16 protein-coding genes are annotated in these 16,809 nt (G+C 60.4%); 12 read left to right on the top strand and 4 right to left on the bottom strand.

From position 1 onward, the window contains the following. Positions 1–529 precede the first annotated feature (529 nt). The 4 genes from ACFSDX_RS16465 to ACFSDX_RS16450 all read right to left on the bottom strand — a co-directional run bounded on the left by ACFSDX_RS16465 (position 530) and on the right by ACFSDX_RS16450 (position 2,541). Positions 530–961 (bottom strand): carboxypeptidase-like regulatory domain-containing protein, encoded by a 432-nt coding sequence (locus ACFSDX_RS16465; protein ID WP_382315460.1) that lies wholly within the window; start codon positions 959–961, stop codon positions 530–532. 147 nt (positions 962–1,108) lie between these two features. Continuing rightward, positions 1,109–1,612, bottom strand: coding sequence for a GNAT family N-acetyltransferase (locus ACFSDX_RS16460; RefSeq protein WP_382315458.1), 504 nt, complete (start codon positions 1,610–1,612; stop codon positions 1,109–1,111). Between the two features lie 129 nt (positions 1,613–1,741). Further along, entirely contained in the window at positions 1,742–1,990 is a 249-nt protein-coding gene (locus ACFSDX_RS16455; RefSeq protein WP_382315456.1) for a hypothetical protein, read from the bottom strand. 110 nt (positions 1,991–2,100) lie between these two features. Next, a complete protein-coding gene (locus ACFSDX_RS16450; protein WP_382315454.1) occupies positions 2,101–2,541 on the bottom strand; it encodes a hypothetical protein in 441 nt (146 codons plus the stop codon). 141 nt (positions 2,542–2,682) lie between these two features. Between ACFSDX_RS16450 and ACFSDX_RS16445 the strand changes: the two genes are divergently transcribed. The 12 genes from ACFSDX_RS16445 (at position 2,683) to purN (ending at position 16,803) form a co-directional block, all read left to right on the top strand. Beyond that, positions 2,683–4,731: a M13 family metallopeptidase gene (locus ACFSDX_RS16445; protein ID WP_382315452.1), complete on the top strand. Its 2,049-nt coding sequence runs from the start codon at positions 2,683–2,685 to the stop codon at positions 4,729–4,731. Positions 4,732–4,849: 118 nt separating this feature from the next. Next, positions 4,850–6,256: a carbohydrate porin gene (locus ACFSDX_RS16440; RefSeq protein WP_382315450.1), complete on the top strand. Its 1,407-nt coding sequence runs from the start codon at positions 4,850–4,852 to the stop codon at positions 6,254–6,256. Between the two features lie 145 nt (positions 6,257–6,401). After that, a complete protein-coding gene (locus ACFSDX_RS16435; protein WP_382315448.1) occupies positions 6,402–7,190 on the top strand; it encodes a S1/P1 nuclease in 789 nt (262 codons plus the stop codon). Between the two features lie 571 nt (positions 7,191–7,761). Beyond that, the gene (pyrF, locus tag ACFSDX_RS16430; protein ID WP_382315446.1) at positions 7,762–8,517 is read left to right on the top strand and encodes an orotidine-5'-phosphate decarboxylase; all 756 of its coding nucleotides are present in this window, start codon (positions 7,762–7,764) and stop codon (positions 8,515–8,517) included. 46 nt (positions 8,518–8,563) lie between these two features. Then, positions 8,564–8,812: a hypothetical protein gene (locus tag ACFSDX_RS16425; RefSeq protein ID WP_382315444.1), complete on the top strand. Its 249-nt coding sequence runs from the start codon at positions 8,564–8,566 to the stop codon at positions 8,810–8,812. Between the two features lie 49 nt (positions 8,813–8,861). After that, positions 8,862–9,485: an orotate phosphoribosyltransferase gene (gene pyrE, locus ACFSDX_RS16420; RefSeq protein ID WP_382315442.1), complete on the top strand. Its 624-nt coding sequence runs from the start codon at positions 8,862–8,864 to the stop codon at positions 9,483–9,485. Positions 9,486–9,584: 99 nt separating this feature from the next. Then, positions 9,585–12,632: a phosphoribosylformylglycinamidine synthase subunit PurL gene (locus ACFSDX_RS16415; RefSeq protein ID WP_382315440.1), complete on the top strand. Its 3,048-nt coding sequence runs from the start codon at positions 9,585–9,587 to the stop codon at positions 12,630–12,632. 36 nt (positions 12,633–12,668) lie between these two features. Next, positions 12,669–13,541 (top strand): phosphoribosylformylglycinamidine synthase subunit PurQ, encoded by an 873-nt coding sequence (locus tag ACFSDX_RS16410; protein WP_382315438.1) that lies wholly within the window; start codon positions 12,669–12,671, stop codon positions 13,539–13,541. A gap of 10 nt (positions 13,542–13,551) precedes the next feature. Then, positions 13,552–14,469: a phosphoribosylaminoimidazolesuccinocarboxamide synthase gene (locus ACFSDX_RS16405; protein ID WP_382315436.1), complete on the top strand. Its 918-nt coding sequence runs from the start codon at positions 13,552–13,554 to the stop codon at positions 14,467–14,469. A gap of 39 nt (positions 14,470–14,508) precedes the next feature. Continuing rightward, complete coding sequence (locus ACFSDX_RS16400) at positions 14,509–14,892, top strand: nuclear transport factor 2 family protein (protein ID WP_382315434.1); 384 nt, start codon at positions 14,509–14,511, stop codon at positions 14,890–14,892. A gap of 18 nt (positions 14,893–14,910) precedes the next feature. Next, a complete protein-coding gene (gene purD, locus ACFSDX_RS16395) occupies positions 14,911–16,203 on the top strand; it encodes a phosphoribosylamine--glycine ligase (RefSeq protein WP_382315432.1) in 1,293 nt (430 codons plus the stop codon). Further along, entirely contained in the window at positions 16,204–16,803 is a 600-nt protein-coding gene (gene purN / locus ACFSDX_RS16390) for a phosphoribosylglycinamide formyltransferase (protein WP_382315430.1), read from the top strand. Positions 16,804–16,809 lie beyond the last annotated feature (6 nt).

The following is a 16,809-nucleotide window of genomic DNA, read 5'->3' as shown; positions in this document are numbered from 1 at the left end:
CGGTGGGAGAGTCGGTCGCCGCCAACTTTACACGTGAGTCCCCTGTCGCGTCGCTTTCACCAGCGACCAGCAGGGGACTTTTGCATTTGAAGGGTTTTCTGATGAAGGTATATAGATAGCTTTAATTGTGCATTAGCACGTTGGTAACAGCGAAAAGGCCCTTGCCTCTTAGTGGATGCAAGGGCCTTTTCGCTGTTACCAACGTGCTAATCGAAGTCAGTGGTAGCCTCTTCTATTTGTAAACAGCTGCCAACAGCTAGAGAGATATTAGAATCAAGATAAAGAAGGATGCCTCGCCGTGGTAATTGGCCAGGGTAAGAAATCTCTTCTAGTGTTCCTGTCATCGCGGATGAGATAAGTGGCGTGCTGGTTGATAGCGTGACGGCGAAGGCTGTATATAGAGCATAGTTTGCTAGCCAATCGGGCGCTGGCTCAGTCGATAATACTAACAGGCCTAAGCCGGGTAGCCACAAAGTAGTCTCTATTATAAATGATAAAGCGAGTTTAGCCATCGGCAATAATTGTAGATTTAGCTTTTGCCGGCTTGTTTAATGAAGCCTTTATGCTTGCCGCGCTGCTTGATGCGGGTGCCTTCTAATATCTGTAATTCGATATTTAGAGGCTCGCAGCTGGTAATTAAGAATTCTTGCGGACCGAAGCCTGCTGAACTTACCATCAGATGCGGCGCTTGAGTAGGAACTGCGGGTAGGTCGAAAGCGAAGTACCCTTCATCGTTGGTGGTGCGGGCTACGTAGGTGCCCTTGACCATAATGGTAGCTCCGACTAGCGGTGTGCCTGTGGTAGACTTGATGTGCCCGCTGAACGAGCGGCAAGACAACTGCACGGGTACGGGAGCAGTAGGCGACTGGCCCGCCGCGATGGGCTGAGCAACTTGGGCAGAGGCCGGAAGAATGTGCAGCAAAAAGGAGCAAGTTACTGGAAATAGGAAAGAATATTTCATTGCTGAGGGATAGAAGTAAAATGGATGGGATATGGTTAGTGGCAGTAGTGACGAGAATTAGACGGTGCCGTAACGCTCGTTAACAAGTACTTTGCCAAGTGTTCTGGCAATACTACGCAATAGGTAATGAAGTGGACAAGCGCTTGCCTAAAGCGCTGCCGCCGATACGTTAACTTCATAGGCGGCCAGCTGCTCAGCCGAAAGATTACCGTTCAGCCATTCGGCGTCAAGCTCGGCGCCCAATCTTCTGTAGAATTTGATGGCAGGCTCATTCCAGTCGAGCACTTGCCACTTGAGGCGTTGGGCGCCGGTGCGGCGAGCTTCTGCCACTACGGCATCGAAAAGGAGCCGGCCATAGCCACCGCGGCGGGCAGCTTCGGTTACTACCAGGTCTTCGAGATAGAGCATGCGGCCTTTCCAAGTGGAGTAGGCAGTATAGTAGAGCGCTAGACCGAGGAGCTCATCGCCATTTTCGAGGACGAAAAATCCAAAGATTGGAGTTGGGCCGAAGCCATCTTGGCGCATCATAGCCAGGGTATTAGTGACCGCGTCGGGCGCGCGCTCGTACGCGGCGAGTTCTTGAATGAGCGCCAGTACGCGTGGCAAGTCTGCTTCGCGCCCCCGGCGCAGGTGGTAGGTAGTGGGTGCCAAGTAGCAAGTAGCAAAAGGGTAAGGCGAATTGTAAACTAAAAATGAGCAATGAACAGGCTCCTAGGTTGCCTCCAGGCGGAGGAACTGGTGCGCCTGCTCATTGCTCATACCGTAGCAAGGTATAGCCAACTACATCTGCGGCTGCATTTTTTTGATGTCTTCGGTAGCGTTTGGGGCCGTTAGTTCGCGCGTGGGGTCGTTGGCAGTGGGCACAACGGCTTTGGCACCCTTAGTGGTGTCGGGGGCGGCGGGCAGGGGCGGCAGTGGTGTGGTAGCCACATCATCGTCGCCGTCGTTAGTCGAGGGGCCGCAGGCGGGCATGGTTAGCAGGAGAACCGCTGAAGCAAGCAGCGCGGGCAGGAAACGTTTCGTCATCATGAAATAAAGCCAGGATTAAGGCTGCAAGTTACGCAGTGCGAAGAGTAATGAAGGCGAAGAATACGTTTGGGGATTGCGCTAAAGAGTAAGGGCTACCTAGGGTAGCGGGCTCATAGTCCCCTACTTAGTAGCCAGCCGAGCCAACTAGCACGAGCGGTCCAGGCCAGGGTACGTAGCCAATTGGTGCGCACCAGGCCATCGAGGGCGATGTAGTTGTAGCCGCCCGCTTCGAGCCGGTTGTGGAAAGGTACCGCAACGAAAAAAGTTACGGCCCACACTACCAGTACCAGCGCTAGCTGCCCTAGGGCCGGGCCAGTGCCCCAGACAGAGTAGGCCGCCCAGGCCAGCCAAGCGGCGAGGGCTAGCTCGGCTACCATGGGTGCGCCCACTACCCAACCCATGCCGCGCGTGTGGGCGACGTGGTAGCGGGTAAAGTCATCTTTGCCGACCATCATTAGGGCGGGGTAGGTGACGAGCTGCACCACCCAAATAACCCCGGTGAGGTAAGCCGCCGCGGCAAAATTGAGCAAAAGCAAGCGCGCGAGTGACATGTAAGTAGCGGGGATAGGAGGGGTGGTGCAACCGTCCTACGCAAAGTATCGCCTGTTGGGTGGTGCGCAAGCTGCTCGCAGACCTAGATTTGGCTGCGTGTTCAGCGGCGGGCGCTGCGGCAAAAGCTTATTCCAATTTTCATGAACAAAAACTTGTGGGCGCTGCCGTTGCTTGCCACCCTGGTCACGGCCTGTAATTCTTCCTCGTCCTCCTCCGTCGCTGGCGGCGATAAGCCCGATTTGCTGCACGCCGCCCTCGACACAACGGTGGCGCCGGGCGACGACTTTTTTAGCTATGCCAACGGCACCTGGATTAAGAACCACCCGATACCGGCTTCGGAAAGCAACTCGGGCATCGGCATCGAGGTGCAGAAAGAGGTATACGCTCGCCTGCGCGAAACCAGCGTGGAAGCCGCCAAAGCCAGCGCCGCGGCCGGCAGCAACCAGCAGAAAATCGGCGACTTCTGGGCCGTGGGTATCGATTCGGCTAAGGCCGATAAGTTGGGCTACACGCCCATTAAGCCGGAGCTGGACCGCATCGCGGCGATGAAGACAGCGGCCGACGTGCCAGGCGTCATTGCCCACGAAATTCCGTTGGGCGTGCGCGCGCTCATCGGCCCGCGGGTGGGGCAGGACGACAAGAACAGTGATAAGATGGCGCTGCACCTGTACCAGAGCGGCCTAGGGCTACCCAACCGCGATTATTACTTCAATACCGACACGCGCACCAAGAATATCCGCCGCGCCTACGTGCGGCACGTGGCTAACACGTTTAAGCTGCTGGGCCAGGACTCGACCACGGCCAACGCTAATGCGGCGCGGGTAATGGCGCTGGAAACGACGCTGGCCAAGTCGTCGCGCAAACTCGAAGCCCTGCGCGACCCCTACAAGAACTACAACAAGATGACGCTGGCCCAACTCGACAAGCTGACGCCCGGCCTCGACTGGAAAATGTGGTTTAGCCAGATGGGCGCCACGAGCGTTGATAGCGTCATCGTGGGCCAGCCCGAGTTTTACCAAACGGTGGGCCAGCTGCTGAAAACCAAGCCCGTGGATGATTGGAAAGCATACCTCACGTGGCAGGTTACCCGCGAGTTTGCGCCCACGCTCAGCCAGCCGTTCGTGGATGAGAGCTTTAAGTTCTATGGCACCACGCTGCGCGGCGCCAAGGCCATGCGCCCCCGCTGGAAGCGCGTGCTCGACATGGAAGAAGATGCCCTGGGCGATGCCCTAGGTCAGCTTTTTGTGAAGGAATACTTCAAGCCCGAGGCCAAGGCCCGCTACGATACCTTGGTGAAGAACGTGGTAACGTCGTTTGCGCAGCACATCCAAAACGTGGATTGGATGAGCGCGCCCACTAAGGTGGTGGCCCTGGACAAGCTTCATAAAATCAACCCCAAAGTTGGCTACCCTAACAAGTGGAAGGATTATTCGAACCTGACCATCGACCGCAGCTCCCTCGCGGCCAACGTGATGCGGGCCAACCAGTGGCAGTATAACTACCAGCTCAACAAGCTGGGTAAGCCCGTAGACCGCACCGAGTGGGGCATGACGCCCCAGACCTACAACGCTTACTACAATCCCAGCAACAACGAGATTGTGCTACCCGCCGCGGCCTTTGCCGTGCCCACGCTGCTCGACGCCGATGCTGATGATGCGCTGGTGTACGGCTACGCCGGCGCCAGCACCATCGGCCACGAGCTGACCCACGGCTTCGACGACGAGGGCAGCCAGTTTGATGCCAAGGGCAACTTGCACGAGTGGTGGAGCAAGGAAGACCGCAAGCGCTTCAACCAGCGCGTGGCCGTCATCGTGACGCAGTTTAATGGCTACACGCTGCTCGACTCGCTGCACATCAACGGCAAGGCCACGGCTGGCGAGAACATTGCCGACCTAGGTGGCATCGTCATCGGCCTGGATGCTTTCAAGAAAACTAAGCAGTACAAGGAAGGCAAGAAAATAAACGGCCTGACGCCGGTGCAGCGCTACTTTCTGGGCTACGCCCTGGGGTGGCAAATGCACGTGCGCGACGAGAGCCTGGCCTCGCAGCTGCTCACCGACGTGCACTCGCCGGCCCAGTACCGGGTGAATGGCCCGATGGCCGACGTGCCGGCTTTCTACGAGGCCTTTGGGGTGAAACCGGGCCAGAAGCTTTATATCCCGGACTCGGCGCGGGTAAAAATCTGGTAGGCCAGTAAGCTGGTAAGCTGAAGCAGTAGGCTAATGAATATCAGATGAATGTGAGCCCGGCCTCGCGCCGGGCTTACTTTTGCCGGCTGTATTACTACCGCTTTCTGTTTCTAGGTTGATGAAATTTTACTTTTTGCGCGCCCTCGGGGCAGCCACTCTAGGGTTGGTAGCGGGCCAGGCATTGGCGCAGGGCCAGGTCACGCCGCCGGCTTCGGTAACGCCCGGCCTGCAGCCCGCGGCGGCTTCGGCGCAGCAGCCCACCCACCACGAGCACAACGAAAACTGGAGCCTGCACTTTCAGCAGACCGTTATTCAGCAGTGGCACAATAATTTACAGCCGCGCTATGCGGGTGGCAACAGCCTGCAGGCCCGCGAAAATGCCAAACTTTCGCTCACGACCACGCTCTTTCTGGGCCGGCGGCTGTGGAAGGGAGGAGCAGTGTACTTCAACCCCGAGGTGGCGGGCGGTAGCGGCCTGAGCGGCGCCACCGGCATCGGCGGCGCACCCAACGGGGAGACGTTTCGCATCGGCGACCCCGCGCCGCAGGTGTACCTGGCACGGCTGTACCTGCGCCAGCTCTGGTCCCTAGGTCCGTCGGAAGAGGAGGACGAAGACGACCTCAACCAGCTGAAAGGCGCGCGCCCCGCCAAGTACCTGGCCCTGAATGTGGGTAAGTTCAGCATCGCCGATTACTTCGACCAGAACAGCTACTCACACGACCCGCGCACCCAGTTTTTTAACTGGAGTCTGATGAGCGCCGGCGGCTGGGACTACCCCGCCAACGTGCGCGGCTACACGGTGGGCGCGGTGGTAGAGTACGTGCAGCCCGGCTTGGCGCTGCGCGCCGGCGTGTCGTCGATGCCCACCGATGCCAACGGCCCGACCCTGGACTTTCACTACGATAAGGCGCAGGCTATTACGGCCGAAGTCACGAAGTCGTATGCAGTGAACGGCCACCCCGGCGCGGTGCGTCTGCTGGGCTTCCGCAACCAGGCCGCCATGGGCAGTTACAACCTGGCCGTGCAGCAAGCGCGCGGCCTGGGTACCATGCCCGACGTGACAGCCGCCCGCGCCGAGCGCCGCACCAAATACGGCTTCGTAATTAATGCCGAGCAGGAGATTTCGCCCGAAATTGGCCTCTTCGGCCGCTTCAGCTACAACGACGGCCACAACGAAACCTGGGCTTTTACCGAAATCGACCGGAGCCTGAGCGTGGGCGCTACCAGCACGGGCGCCCGCTGGAAGCGCCCCACCGACCGCCTCGGCGTGGCGGCCGTAGCCAACGGCCTCTCCGGCGACCACCGCAACTACCTGGCGGCGGGCGGTTCGGGCTTCATCCTCGGCGATGGCCGGCTCGACTATGGCTTGGAATACATTGGCGAGGTGTACTACAGCATCGACTTTCCACGCTACCACGCGGCGCTGAGTCCTGACTATCAGATTATTTTCAATCCCGGCTACAACACCAGCCGCCTGCCGGGGCCGGTGCACGTGGTGGCGTTGCGGGTACACGTTGAGTTTTAAGCAGGTAGGGCTACTTGGCCGCTGGTTGGCTGGGCTGGCTGCGGAGGGTACGAGAAGTATTCACCTAGGCTTAACAGGGAATAGGTCTTTCTACTGCAACTCCTGGGCTAGCTGCCTGTCCTTGCCCGTCTTTTCTTCTTTACGAATGCGCAAATTGCTTTTTTCGCTGGCTCTGCTGGCAGTCCTACCCCTCCGCTTGTGGGCCTGGGGTGTAGATGGCCATCGGGCCGTCGGCCTCATCGCTACTAACCACCTCACCGAAAAGGCGCGCCGTCAGGTAACCACCCTGCTCGGCACCCAGACCCTGGCCCTCGTGAGCACCCAGCCCGACGAGATGCGCAATCTGCCCGAATACAAGGAAACCGCGCCCTGGCACTATGTGAATACGGCCCTGGGCCTAGGCCACGACCAGTACCTGCAAGCCGTGAAAGGGCAGACGAACCCCAACGCCTACAACGCGTTGGTGGCTAAAATCAAGGAGATGCGTGACCCCACTAAAACCCAGGCGCAGCGGGCCGAGGCGCTCGTCTTCGTGGTGCACATCGTGGGCGACATGCACCAGCCCATGCACACCGGCCGCGCCGAAGACAAGGGCGGCAACGACATCAAGCTCACCTACCGCGGCAAGGACACTAACCTGCACAGCCTCTGGGACAGCGGCCTCATCGACTACCAGGGCCTCACCTACACCGAGATGGGCCAGCAGTACGATGCCGCCGTGCCGACTGCCCTGGCCAAAACCTGGCAGTCAGTCCAGGACCCCGCTGAGTGGCTGTTCGAGTCGTACACCGCCGCCACGCAGCTTTACGCCGAGTCCGCTCAAAAGCCCGACCTAGACTTCCGCTACTACCCCGCCCACGCCGACCTGATGAAGCAGCGCATCCAGCAGGCCGGCGTGCGGCTGGCGGCGGTGCTCAACGAGGCGTTTAAGTAGCCCTAGGAGCCAAAAAATCCCGTCGCTTTCTCAGGAGAGCGACGGGATTTTTTGTGCGTAAGATGCTTAGGCTGAAATGTTCAACGTGGGTGACATTACCGAAATAAACAGTCAAAGTTACGCCAAGCTTACGGACAGTGGCAAGCGGTTAGCGAGAAGCGAATTTTGTTTGGTGGATAAAACCAGCCAAAAAATGGCCTAAAAACCTAATGCACCGCAGAAAACGCTTTTTTCTTGAAAAGAACGAAATGGCTTTTTTGGAAGAGGTAACATTGCGCCGAAAAAGAAAATCGTAATTTTGCACCGTGAACGCACTCAACCACCAGTGGATGATACGCGGAACGGCCCAACCGGCAGCTCTGCGGAAAGACCGGAAGGCTGTGGCCGCCGTTTTCCATTCGCCCTGTGATTCGGGTTTTCCGTGTTTCTCAAGTGCCGCCCCATTAGTTTGAGGCGGTTTTTTTGTGCTTAGCCGGCGCGTAACTGTGTACCGTGGACTCTGCGGGTCCGCGCGTTTTATCGCTCTCCCTTACTCTATACTCGCGGACTCGCAAAGTCCACGGTACTGCTGATGCAAAAGCTCCTCACCCGCGTTGCCCAGGCCAATACGCTGCTCTGCGTGGGCCTCGACCCCACCGGCTCGGACGAAGACGTGACGCGCCGCCTGCCCCAGGTCATCGCCGAAACCGCTCCCTACGCTGCCGCCTTCAAGCCCAATCTGGCTTTCTTCCTGAGCCGGGGCAACGGCACGCAACTGCTACGCCAAGTGGTGGCGGCCGTGCCCGATGGCATCCCAGTTATTCTGGATGGTAAGTTTGGCGACATCGCCAACACGGCCATGCACTACGCGCAGTTTGCCTACGACGTGGTGGGGGTCGATGCCGTGACGGTGAACCCCTACATGGGCGCCGATGCGGTGGTGCCCTTCGCCCGCCCTGGCAAGTTCGTCTTCGCTCTGGCCAAAACCTCGAACCACTCGCCTATTCAGGAAGCCGTGCTGCAAAGCGGTGAGCCCGTGAGCGAGTTCACGGCGAAACTGCTCGCCGACCTCGACGCGACCCACGGCAACATCGGCCTCGTGGCTGGTGCCACCGATGCGGTGGCCCTGGGCCGGCTGCGGCAGCTCTGCCCGGCGCAGTGGTTTCTGGTGCCCGGCATCGGTGCACAAGGCGGCGACCTGGCAGCGGTAATGAAAGCGGGCTTGTTTGCCGATGGCGGCGGGCTGCTGATTAATGCGTCGCGCAGCATCTGGCAAGCTGAGGATTCGGCGGCGGCGGCGCGGGAGTTGATGAATGAGATTAATGAGCACCGTTCAGTAACGGCCTGATGTACCGTGGACTCTGTGAGTCCGCGAGTTGCATTGCCAAAGCCATATGGAAAGCAAATTCCAATTAGGAGACATCCTAGAGCTTGATGGCTCGCACTGCGTAGTTGTTGGACTTGGCGGACAAAGCCTTAGTGGTGAAGAAGTGCCAGAAGAGCATATCGCTGTCTGGTTTGGTGAAATTGACAACGAGAGTTCTGAAGGATTGACTGCTTCACCAAAGCCATCCAGAATAGAAGTTCGAACTATTCCCGAGGACTATTTCAAAAAAGGCCCTGAGCCACTAGTAAGTCACTGACCAGCCTACCCATGCGCGGACTCGCAGAGTCCACGGTATACTTTTAAACATGACCCAACAACTCACCCCCGACCTCTCCGCCGCCGAAGTCGCTACCATCATCGAAGCGCAGTTGCGCGAAGAGGGCGCGCTGTTGAGCGGGCATTTTAAGCTCTCGTCGGGGCTGCACTCCGATACCTACGTGCAGTGCGCCCGCTTTTTGCGCAAGCCGGAGCTGGCCGCGCCCGCGATGGCGGTGCTCGCCAAGCGCCTGCGCGATGCGGGCCTAACGCCCGATACGGTGGTGGGCCCGGCGATGGGCGGCGTAGTGGTAAGCTATGAACTAGCCCGACAGCTCGGCGTGCCGTCACTTTTTACGGAGCGTGATGCGAATGGCGAAATGATTTTGCGGCGCGGCTTCACCTTGGCCCCTGGCGAGCGGGTAGTTATTGCCGAAGACGTAGTTACGACCGGCAAAAGCACCCTCGAAGTAGCTAGGGTTTTGCAGGAAATGGGGGTCGAAGTGCTGGCAGTGGTGTCATTAATTGACCGCACCAATGGTGCCGCGCAGCTTCCGTTCCCGAACTTTGCGCTGTTGCCGGTGCAGGCGGCCGTTTTTGCGGCCGATGCGGTGCCGGAACATTTGGCCGGGATTCCGGCCGTGAAGCCCGGCAGTCGGCCGGACTCGAAGTAGCGCGAACGTTGTCGTTCGCGAAGGAAATTGAATGGGTCGCGGCCTGAAAACCTGCGCTACACAACGCTTAACGGGCGGCCCTAGGGCCGTCTTTCCCGTTTGGAAACCAACCAGCATTCCATCCTCCTTACCCTCCAACCCGGCCGGCACGACGGCGACGGCCAGCGCGTGGCCGCCGACGCGGCCCGCCACCTGGGCCTAGCCACCGGCCAGGTGCGCAGCGCGGCGCTCTACGCCGTGCGCTACCCTGGGATGAGCGCCGCGCAAGTCGCCGACTTCGCCGCCGCCTGCCTGCAAGACCCCGTGCTGCACAGCGTCGCCATCGACCAGGTGAACGCGCCCCAAGGCTTCAAAAGCTACATCCTGGTGGCCAAAGGCCCCGGCGTGACGGACGATGAGGGCACCTCGGCCCAAAACGCGCTCGGCGACTTCCTCAACGAGCCCATCGACACCCGCACGCAGCATATTTTCTCGAAGCGGCTGTTTTTCGTCGAAAACGAGCTGCCCGCCGCCGACCTGCGCCGGTTGGCCGAAGAACTGCTGGGCAACAAGCTCATCAACCGTTTTGAGGTAGGCGCGGTAGCCGACGGCATCCGCGACTACACGCCGCGTCCCGGCGGCGGGGCCGACGCTCGCACCGAAACCATTGCCCTGGGTGGCCTCTCCGACGAGCAGTTATTGCAGCTGAGCAAGGACAATGTGTACGCGCTAAACCTGCCCGAAATGCAGGCCATTCGCACGTACTTCGAGCAAGGCAGTGTGCGCGAGCAGCGCCTCGGCCTCGGGCTGCCCGCCGACCCGACCGACTGCGAGATGGAGATTCTGGCCCAAACCTGGTCGGAGCATTGCAAGCACAAGGAATTCAGCGCCGTTATCAAGTACAAAAACCTGGAAACGGGCGCGGAGGAAGAGATTGACGGGCTGTTCAAAACCTTCATCAAGGGCGCGACCAGCGAGGTAGACCGCCAGCTACGCGCCAACGGCAACGACTGGCTCATCAAAGTCTTCTCGGACAATGCCGGCGCGGTGCGCATCAACCCCGAATCGCTGTTCGTGTGGAAGGTCGAGACGCACAACTCGCCCTCGGCCATCGACCCCTACGGCGGGGCCATCACGGGCATTTTGGGCAATAACCGCGACCCGCTGGCTACTGGCATTGGCGGCGCCCGGTTGTTATTTAATACCAACGTATTGTGCTTCGGCAATCCTGATTACGATGGTCCGCTGCTGACCGGCCAGCTGCACCCGCGCCGCATTTTTGAAGGCGTGCGCAAGGGCATTGAGGACGGCGGCAACAAGTCGGGCGTGCCGACCGTGAACGGGGCCATCATCTTTGATGACCGCTATCGGGGCAAGCCGCTCGTGTACTGCGGCACCGGCGCCGTGATGCCTATGCAGCTGGACGGCAAGGACAGCTGGGAAAAAGTGATTCTGCCCGGCGACCGCATCATCATGGCCGGCGGCCGGGTGGGCAAGGATGGCATCCACGGCGCGACCTTCAGCAGCATCGAGCTCGATGAGGCCGCGCCCGCCACGGCCGTGCAAATCGGCTCGCCCATCACCCAAAAGCTGGCGATGGACTTCCTCATCCTCGCCACGCGCCGCGGCCTCATCCGGTGCAGCACCGACAACGGCGCGGGCGGCCTCTCATCGAGTATCGGCGAGCTGGCGCTCATCCCCGGCGGCGCGGTGGTGGAGCTCGAAAAAGTACCTCTCAAATACCCCGGCCTCAAGCCTTGGGAGATTTTCCTGAGCGAGTCGCAGGAGCGTTTCACCCTCGCCGTGGAGCCCGCCAAGCTGGACGAACTGCTGGCCCTAGGTCGCGAAATGGAGGTTGAACTGACCGATATCGGCTTCTTCAACGGCGAGGGATATCTCGACGTGAAATTTGATGACCAGCCCATTGCCGGCCTCTCGCTGGAATTCCTGCACGAGGGCGTGCCGCGCAAAACCCTACTGGCCGAATACGTGAAGCCCGCCGCGCAAGAGCCGGCCCTGCCCGCCGCACTGGACTACAACGACGTGCTGCTCAAGCTGATGGGCTCGCTCAATATCTGCTCACGCGAGTCAGTTATCCGGCAGTACGACCATGAGGTGAAGGGCCGCACCATCGTGAAGCCTCTCATGGGTGCCACCGGCCAGGCGCCGCAGGATGCCGCCGTGGTGCGCTTCAATTTCGAGAGCTGGGAAGGCGTGGCCGTGAGCAACGGCATCCTGCCCCGCCTGGGCGATTTGGACGCCTACCACATGTCGGCCGGCTCGTTTGACGAGGCCGTGCGGCAGATTATTTCGGTGGGCGGCAAGCTGCCCAACCTCACGCCGGGCGATAACATCTTCTGGTCGGTAAACGACAATTTCTGCGTACCCGACTCGGTCTACGACCCCGCCATCAACCCCGACGGCAAGCAGAAGCTCGCCAAACTCGTGCAGATGTGCCAAGCTCTGCGCGACGCCTGCGCCGCCTACTGCATCCCGCTCACCAGCGGCAAGGATTCGATGAAGAACGACTTCAAGGCCGACGGGGTGAAAATCTCGGTGCCGCCCACGGTCCTCTACTCGATGACGGCCAAGGTCGAAGACGTGCGCCAGGTAGTTACCTCCGATTTCAAGCAGGCCGACGACGTCATCTATCTCCTCGGCGAAACCTACGACGAGCTAGGCGGCTCGGAGTTCTACCAGCTCTACAACGAGCTGGGCGCCAACGTGCCCAAGGTCGATTTCGCCAAAGCCAAGGAGCTGTACACCTTGGTCGGCGAAGCCAACGCGCAAGGCCTCATCCAAAGTAGCCACGACCTGAGCGATGGCGGCCTAGCCGTAGCGCTGACCGAAAGCACCTTCGGCCGCGACGGCCTGGGCGCCAGCATCGAGCTAGCCGAAACGGGCTTGTCGCCGGTGGTGCAGCTGTTTTCGGAGTCGCACTCGCGCTTCGTGGTGAGCATCGCGCCGGAAGACGTGGTAGCGTTTGAAAGCATACTGCAAGGCCGCGCCACCCGCCTAGGTGTCGTGACTAACGACGGGCAGCTGCGGGTGCAGCACGGCGACCGAGAGCTGCTGCGTGCCAGCACCCACGACCTGCGCGCCGCCTGGACCAACGGCCCAGTAAACCAAACGATTGGCCTGGAGCCCGCCGCGGCGCTCCATCAATAACGAGCAGTGAGCAAGGACCACCTGACAACAACTAACATGGCAGACCTAGCCCAGGCCCCCAAAGCCCTCATCCTGACCGGCTTCGGCATCAATTGCGAAGAGGAAATGGCCGCCGCCTACCGCCTGGCCGGGGGCGAAGCCACCATTGTGCACCTCAACGAGGTACTGCACGGCCGGGTGAGCATTCACGACTTTGATATTCTGAATTTTCCGGGCGGGTTTTCGTTCGGCGACGACCTGGGCTCGGGCGTGGTGCTGGCCAATAAGCTGCGCTACCGCCAAACCGGCGACGCGGGCCGCACGCTGCTCACCGACATCCGCGAATTTGTGGCCGCCGGCAAGTTCGTGCTGGGCATCTGCAACGGCTTTCAGGTGCTAGTGAAGCTCGGGCTGCTGCCCAACCTAGGCGGCGATTTTCAGCCCGAAGTAACGCTGACGCACAACGCCTCGGGCCGCTACGAAAACCGCTGGGTGCGCCTCAAAGTGAACGCGCAGATGAAAACGCCCACGCCTTTCCTGAGCGGCTTGACGTCGTTTGAAGTGCCCGTGCGTCACGGCGAAGGCCGCCTAGTAGTGCCCGACGCGGCCACCCGCGACCGCATTACCGAGCTAGGTCTCAACTGCCTAACCTACGCCGGCCACGACGACCAGGAAACCGGCACCTACCCCCTCAACCCCAACGGCGCCGACCTCAACTGCGCCGGCCTCACCGACCCCACGGGCCACATTTTTGGCCTCATGCCGCACCCCGAGGCCTACCTGGCCGGCTGCAATCACCCCGACTGGGGCCAGAAAAAGCGCCGCGGCGAGCTGCAAGAAGAAGGCGAGGGCCTGGCCATTTTCAAGAACATCGTTACGCATCTCCAACACCGGGCGCAGGAAGCTAGCGCATCCGTCACCCACGCCTAGGTTATTCGGTATGAATACGCTCCCGCATTTCGCTACCCCCCAGCTTCAGCTTTTGCACCGCGGCAAAGTCCGCGATAGCTACCGCATCGACGACAGCACGCGCCTCATCGTGGTGTCGGACCGCCTCTCGGCTTTCGACTCGGTACTCGACACGGCCGTGCCCCACAAAGGCGCGGTGCTCAATGGCCTGGCCAACTTCTGGTTTGAAAAAACGGCCCACATCATCCCCAACCACGTGAAGGCGATGATTGACGCCAACGCCATGCTGGTGAAGGAAGCGCAACCCATTAAGGTAGAGATGGTGGTGCGCAACTACATCACCGGCTCGATGCTGCGCGGCTACCAGAGCGGCCAGCGCACGTTCTCGGGCGTGACCGTGCCCGATGGGCTGACCAAGCACCAGCAGTTCCCCACGCCCATCGTGACGCCGACCACCAAGGAGGAGTCGGACCGCGAAATCACCCCCGCCAACCTCGTGAGCGAGGGCTGGGTGAGCCAGGAGCTGTACGATAAGATGGCCGAAAAGGCGCTGGAGCTGTTCAAGGTAGGTTCCGATTTGCTGGCGTCGCAGGGCATCATCCTGGTTGACACCAAATATGAGTTTGGCCTGCTGAATGGCGAGTTGATTCTGATTGACGAAATCCACACGCCCGATTCGTCGCGCTTCTGGAGCGCCGCCGACTACGCCCAAAACCCCGAGGGTGCCGAGCAGATGGATAAGGAGTACATCCGCCAGTGGCTCATTGCCAATAAGAAGGATGGCGCCTACCCCCGTGCCCTCACCCCCGAGGTAACGCAGGAGGCCGTCAACCGCTACCTCGACATCTACCAGCGCGTCGTGGGCCAGCCCCTGGCCACGGCCGGTGATGACGAGGACGTAACCGAGCGCCTGACCCGCAACCTAGTGAAGGCTGGCTTACTAAAGTAGCAATGCGGAATCAAAAGCACTGTAAATACACTCGTTACAATGGATGCAACGCGAGCTGAAAAGTTGGTAGACAGCTACATCGAGGCGTACAATGGCTTCGACGTGCCCAGCATGTTGGCTTGCTTGCACCCTGACGTACAGTTCGAGCACTCGACTAACGGCGACGTAACGGTGCGCTTGGATGGCAAAGCAGCTTTTGAGGGGCAGGCTACCCGAGCAGCCGCTTGGTTTACAGAGCGCACCCAGCACATTACAGCGTTTCGCTGGCAGGAAGAGCAGGCAGAAGCAGACATTGACTACTTCGCTATTACGGCTACCGACTTGCCCAACGGAATTAAAGCGGGCGCTACCCTGCAATTCTCCGGTCGCTCCGTTTTCTCGTTTCATGACGAGTTAATCGCTTTCATTCAAGATTTTAGTTAAAAATTTTTCTCTCGTAACGTGAGCGGCAACACGCAACAACTCGTCCTCCTCGGCTCCGGTGCCCGCGAGCACGCCCTGGCCACTAAGCTTCGCCAGGATGGCGCGACCGTGCACGTGCTGCCCGGCAACGCCGGCATCCCCGGCAGCGTGCCGGGTATTAGCGCTACCGATTTTCCGGCCATCCAGGGCTTCTGCAAGGAGCACGGCGTCAAGCTGATTGTGGTGGGGCCAGAGGCGCCGCTGGCGGCTGGCGTGGCCGACTATTTCCTGGAGACGGACATCCGCGTGTTTGGCCCACGGCGGCAGGCGGCTACGCTGGAAAGCTCGAAGGTGTGGAGCAAGGAATTCATGCGCCGCCACGGTATCGCCACGGCCCGCGCCTGGAGCTACCGCAGCGACCAGTTTGCCGAGGCGCAGACGCAGGCCGAAGAGCTGGATGGCCAAGTAGTCGTGAAATACGACGGCTTGGCCGCCGGTAAAGGCGTGTACGTGTGCAGCTCCATCGCCGAAGCCACGGCCGCCCTGGCCGAGCTGCGCGAACTGCACGAAGGCTGGTTCAGCTTCCTGCTCGAAGAGAAACTGACCGGCCCCGAGGTCAGCCTCATCGGCCTCACCGATGGCGTTAGCATCCAGCTGCTCGCCCCAGCCCAGGACCACAAGCAACTGCTAGCCAACGACGAAGGCCCCAATACGGGCGGCATGGGCGCGTATTGCCCGGTGCCGTTTTTGGATGATAACTGGCTGGCGGCCATCCGGGCCGACATCATCGACCCCACGCTGCGCGGCCTGCAAGCCGAGCCGTTCGACTTCCTCGGCTTCCTCTACTTTGGGGTGATGCTGACGCCGAGCGGCCCCAAGCTACTCGAATACAACGTGCGCCTCGGCGACCCCGAGGCCGAGGTAATCCTGCCCGCGCTGGAAAGCAGCCTGCTCGAATTGATAGAGGCCACGCTCGACGGCAACCTGGCCCAGACCATCACGCGGCAGCGGCCGGGCGCGTTTGTGGGCGTGGTGCTAGCCTCGGGCGGCTACCCGGCGGCGCAGTTCCCAACGGGCTTTCCCATCCACGGCATCGGCAATCAGGGGCAGGGCACGCAGGTATTCGTGGGCGGCGTAAAGCCCGGCCAGCAGCCCGGCGAACTCCTCACCAACGGCGGCCGGGTGGCAGTAGTGGTATCCCATGGTCCCGACCTGCCCACGGCCGTGCAGCTGGCCTACGCCGAAGCCGAACTGGTTTACTTTCAAGACAAATACGTGCGTCCCGACATCGGCCAGCGCCCCGCGCCGCTGCTGGAAACCAGCGCTTACTAGATGACCGACCACCGTCCTGCCCGTCTTGCCATCCTGCTTTCCGGCCGCGGCTCCAATATGCTCGCGCTGGCCGAAGCCGTGCGCGCGGGCGTGCTGCAAGGCCTGGCCGAAATAGTCGTGGTATTCAGCAACGACCTAGCCGCGCCGGGCATCGACTCGGCCGCCGCCTTAGGGCTGCCCACCGATAGCCTGTCCTCAAAAGGCCGCAAGCGCGAAGAATTTGACCGCGATGTGGTGGCCATTCTGCAAGAATATCAGCCCGACTACGTGGTGCTGGCGGGCTACATGCGGGTGCTCTCGCCCACATTCGTGCGGGCGTTTGCGGGCCGCATCGTCAACATTCACCCTGCCGATACGCACCAGCACCAGGGCCTGCACGCCTACGAGTGGGCCTTTGATAACCGTTTGACGGAAACCAAAATAACCGTGCATTTAGTTGACGAAGGTCTGGACACGGGGCCGATTTTGGCGCAGCGGGTCGTAAATTTGGTAGGGGCTGATACCCTGGCTGAAGTGCAGCGCCGTGGTTTAGCTGTCGAGCACGTCTTGTATGCTGAAACGCTGGCGGCGCTGATTAAAGAATCTGCACTGGCTGCTTAGTTAACC

Source organism: Hymenobacter bucti, from assembly GCF_042681145.1.
Classification (GTDB): Bacteria; Bacteroidota; Bacteroidia; order Cytophagales; family Hymenobacteraceae; genus Hymenobacter; species Hymenobacter bucti.
This window is presented reverse-complemented; position numbering and strand designations above follow the sequence as displayed.

Excerpts from the sequence above, each read along its gene's own strand:
- pyrF (WP_382315446.1), top strand. The coding sequence starts at position 7,762 with ATGCAAAAGCTCCTCACCCGCGTTGCCCAGGCCAATACGCTGCTCTGC.
- ACFSDX_RS16445 (WP_382315452.1), top strand. The coding sequence starts at position 2,683 with ATGAACAAAAACTTGTGGGCGCTGCCGTTGCTTGCCACCCTGGTCACG.
- ACFSDX_RS16435 (WP_382315448.1), top strand. The coding sequence starts at position 6,402 with ATGCGCAAATTGCTTTTTTCGCTGGCTCTGCTGGCAGTCCTACCCCTC.
- ACFSDX_RS16405 (WP_382315436.1), top strand. The coding sequence starts at position 13,552 with ATGAATACGCTCCCGCATTTCGCTACCCCCCAGCTTCAGCTTTTGCAC.
- purN (WP_382315430.1), top strand. The coding sequence starts at position 16,204 with ATGACCGACCACCGTCCTGCCCGTCTTGCCATCCTGCTTTCCGGCCGC.
- ACFSDX_RS16410 (WP_382315438.1), top strand. The coding sequence starts at position 12,669 with ATGGCAGACCTAGCCCAGGCCCCCAAAGCCCTCATCCTGACCGGCTTC.
- ACFSDX_RS16400 (WP_382315434.1), top strand. The coding sequence starts at position 14,509 with ATGGATGCAACGCGAGCTGAAAAGTTGGTAGACAGCTACATCGAGGCG.
- ACFSDX_RS16455 (WP_382315456.1), bottom strand. The coding sequence starts at position 1,990 with ATGATGACGAAACGTTTCCTGCCCGCGCTGCTTGCTTCAGCGGTTCTC.
- ACFSDX_RS16450 (WP_382315454.1), bottom strand. The coding sequence starts at position 2,541 with ATGTCACTCGCGCGCTTGCTTTTGCTCAATTTTGCCGCGGCGGCTTAC.
- ACFSDX_RS16440 (WP_382315450.1), top strand. The coding sequence starts at position 4,850 with ATGAAATTTTACTTTTTGCGCGCCCTCGGGGCAGCCACTCTAGGGTTG.
- pyrE (WP_382315442.1), top strand. The coding sequence starts at position 8,862 with ATGACCCAACAACTCACCCCCGACCTCTCCGCCGCCGAAGTCGCTACC.
- ACFSDX_RS16465 (WP_382315460.1), bottom strand. The coding sequence starts at position 961 with ATGAAATATTCTTTCCTATTTCCAGTAACTTGCTCCTTTTTGCTGCAC.
- ACFSDX_RS16425 (WP_382315444.1), top strand. The coding sequence starts at position 8,564 with ATGGAAAGCAAATTCCAATTAGGAGACATCCTAGAGCTTGATGGCTCG.